Source organism: Thauera phenylacetica B4P, assembly GCF_000310225.1.
GTDB lineage: Bacteria > Pseudomonadota > Gammaproteobacteria > Burkholderiales > Rhodocyclaceae > Thauera > Thauera phenylacetica.
In genome coordinates, this window is the sequence record NZ_AMXF01000341.1 from 1 (window position 1) to 3,183 (window position 3,183).

The 3,183-nt window shown below is 71.4% G+C and carries 3 protein-coding genes; all 3 read left to right on the forward strand.

What is annotated here, in order from left to right; genetic code table 11:
• Positions 1-315: ACT domain-containing protein (locus C667_RS21575; RefSeq protein WP_004384209.1), on the forward strand; the 315-nt coding region annotated here is incomplete at its 5' end.
• Between the two features lie 115 nt (positions 316-430).
• Positions 431-1,198: an SDR family NAD(P)-dependent oxidoreductase gene (locus tag C667_RS21580; protein ID WP_004384212.1), complete on the forward strand. Its 768-nt coding sequence runs from the start codon at positions 431-433 to the stop codon at positions 1,196-1,198.
• A 137-nt stretch (positions 1,199-1,335) separates the two neighbouring features.
• The coding region (locus C667_RS21585) for a heavy metal translocating P-type ATPase (protein ID WP_004384214.1) at positions 1,336-3,183 on the forward strand (1,848 nt) is incomplete at its 3' end.

Consider the following 3,183-nt stretch of genomic DNA (forward strand, 5'->3'; position numbering starts at 1 on the left):
CTCGCCGTGGTGCGGGCCGATGCGGCCGCCGCCGCGCAGCCGCGCCTGGCGCGGCTCGAGCTCGTCGGCCATGACCGACCCGGCATCGTGCGCGACATCTCGGCGGTGCTCGCCCGCCACGGCCTCAGCATCGACGCGCTGGAGACGGCCTGCGAGAATGCCTCGATGAGCGGCGAGCCGCTGTTTCGCGCGCGTGCGGAGCTGGCGGTGCCGGCCGGCATCGGCCTCGCCGGGGTCCGCAGCGACCTGGAGGCGCTCGCCAACGAGCTGATGGTCGATCTCGATTTCGAGGAAGTGACGGATTCGGCTGGTTGAGCATCGGGACCGGGCACCGAACGGGTGATTCGATTGACGCCTACGTCAACGTAATTTAAGGTGCTGCACCGCAGCGACGGCGTTGGCCGTCACCGATTTTTCGAGGAGAAAGGCGATGCAGATCGAGAACGGCGTATTCGTGGTGACCGGTGGTGGCTCGGGCCTGGGCGCGGCGAGCGCGCGCATGCTGGTCGAGGCTGGCGGTCGCGTGGTGCTGGCCGACGTCAATGCGCAGGCGGGCGAGGCGCTCGCCGCCGAGCTCGGCGCGGCGGCCTGCTTCGTGCGGACCGATGTCACCGACGCGGACAGCGCCAAGGCGGCGATCGATGCCGCGGTGCAGCGCTTCGGCAAGCTCAACGGCCTGGTCAGCTGCGCCGGCGTGGCGCCGGCCGAGAAGGTGGTGGGGCGCGAGGGGCCGCATCGCCTCGAGAGCTTCGCGCGCACCGTCTCGATCAACCTGATCGGCACCTTCAACATGCTGCGCCTGGCCGCCGACGTGATGAGCAAGGCCGAGCCCGACGCCGGCGGCGAGCGTGGCGTGATCGTCAACACCGCGTCGGTCGCCGCCTTCGACGGCCAGGTCGGCCAGGCCGGCTACGCCTCGTCGAAGGCCGGCGTGGTCGGGCTGACCCTGCCGGTGGCGCGCGAGCTGTCCCGCTTCGGCATCCGCGTGATGACCATCGCCCCCGGCATCATGGAGACGCCGATGCTGATGGGCATGCCGCAGGAGGTGCAGGACTCGCTCGGCAAGATGGTTCCGTTCCCGTCGCGCCTCGGCAAGCCCGCCGAGTTTGCCGCGCTGGTGCGCCACATCGTCGAGAACGCCTATCTGAACGGCGAGGTGATCCGCCTCGACGGCGCGATCCGCATGGCCGCCAAGTAAGGACGCGCTGCAGCGCAGGGGTCGCCGGCCAGCGATGCTGCGGTGCAATGGCCGGGGCCGGTGAATTGTGCTATTAAACCGGTTCCAATTCTTCCCGCCCTGCGCGTGTGCGTGCGGGGCGGTTTCGCTTGGCGCCGATGACCTCTGCCGAAAAGCCTGTTCCCGCCACCGCAGCCGATGCCGCTGCGGATCGCGACTGCTACCACTGCGGCCTGCCGATCCCGCCCGAGACCCGGCACTACGTGCGCATCGACGGTCGCGAGCGGCGCATGTGCTGCATCGGCTGCGAGGCGGTGGCGCAGTCCATCGTCGATAACGGCCTGGTCGATTACTACCGCCACCGCGACGCGATGCCCGAGACGCGGCGCGAGGCGATGCCGGTCGAGCTGCAGGAGCTCGGCCTCTTCGACCACCCTGACTTCCAGAAGAGCTTCGTGCGCCCGGTGGGCGAGCACGAGCGCGAGGCCGCGCTGATCCTCGAGGGCATCACCTGCGCCGCGTGCGTGTGGCTCAACGAGAACCACGTCGCGCGCCTGCCCGGGGTGTCGGCGATCGAGATCAACTATGCCACCCGGCGCGCGCGCGTGCGCTGGGACGAGCGCCGCATCAGGCTCTCCGACATCCTCGCCGCGATCCAGGCCATCGGCTACCGCGCCTACCCCTACGACGCCGAGCGCTCCGAGCAGCTCGCCCACCGTGAGCGGCGCTCGATGCTGTGGCGGGTGTTCGTCGCCGGCTTCGGCATGATGCAGGTGATGATGTACGCCTTCCCGGTCTATGTGGCGGGCGAGGGCGACATGAGCTGGGACATCGAGCTGCTGCTGCGCTGGGCCAGCCTGCTGCTGACCCTGCCGGTGGTGCTTTACTCGGCCGCGCCCTTCTTCCAGCGCGCCTGGCGCGACCTGCGCCTGCGCCGCCTGGGCATGGACGTGCCGGTCGCGCTCGGCGTGGGCAGCGCCTTCGCCGCCAGCCTGTGGGCGACGCTGACCGACGGGCCGGAGGTGTATTTCGACTCGGTGACGATGTTCGTGTTCTTCCTGCTCGGCGGGCGCTACCTCGAGATGATCGCGCGCCAGAAGGCGGTGCGGGGGGTCGAGGAGCTCGGCAAGGCGCTGCCCTCGTTCGCCGAGCGCATCGCCGGCTGGCCGGGGGATTCCGCCGGCGAGCGCGTGCCCACCTCGCAGCTGCTGGCGGGGGACGTGCTGCGGGTGCGCCCGGGAGAGGTCATCCCGGTCGATGGCGTGGTGGTCGAGGGTCGCGGCGAGGCCAACGAGGCCCTGCTCACCGGCGAGAGCATGCCGGTGCCCAAGGTGGTGGGCGACCGCGTCACCGGCGGCAGCATCAACGTGTCCTCACCCTTGCTGGTGCGCGTCGAGCAGGTCGGTGACGCCACCCGGCTGGCGGCGATCCGCCGCCTGATGGAGCGCGCGGCGACCGAGAAGCCGCGCATCGCCACGCTGTCCGACCGCGTCGCCGCCTATTTCATCGTCACCCTGCTGGTGCTGGCCGCGGGGACCGGGGTGGCCTGGTACCTGATCGACCCCTCGCGCGCGCTGTGGGTCTTCGTGTCGGTGCTGGTGGTCGCCTGCCCGTGCGCGCTCTCGCTCGCCACGCCGACCGCGCTCACCGTAGCCACCGACACGCTTGCGCGCATGGGCGTGCTGGTCACGCGCGGGCATGCGATCGAGACGCTGGCGCGGGCAAACCGCTTCGTGTTCGACAAGACCGGCACGCTCACGCTGGGCAGGATGCGGGTGGAGGAGGTGCGCGCGCTCGGCAGCGTGGAGGCGGAGCGGCTGGTGGTGCTGGCCGCGGCGATCGAGCAGGGCTCGGCACACCCGGTCGCGTCCGGCCTGCGCGCGGCGGCTGGCGCGGCGAGCTTGCCCGCGGTGGCGGAGCTGGTGGCCGAGACCGGCCAGGGCATGCGCGGCGTGGTCGGGGGCGAGCCGCTGTGGATCGGCCGTCCGGCCTGGGTGGCGGGCGCC

Excerpts from the sequence above, each read along its gene's own strand:
- C667_RS21580 (WP_004384212.1), top strand. The coding sequence starts at position 431 with ATGCAGATCGAGAACGGCGTATTCGTGGTGACCGGTGGTGGCTCGGGC.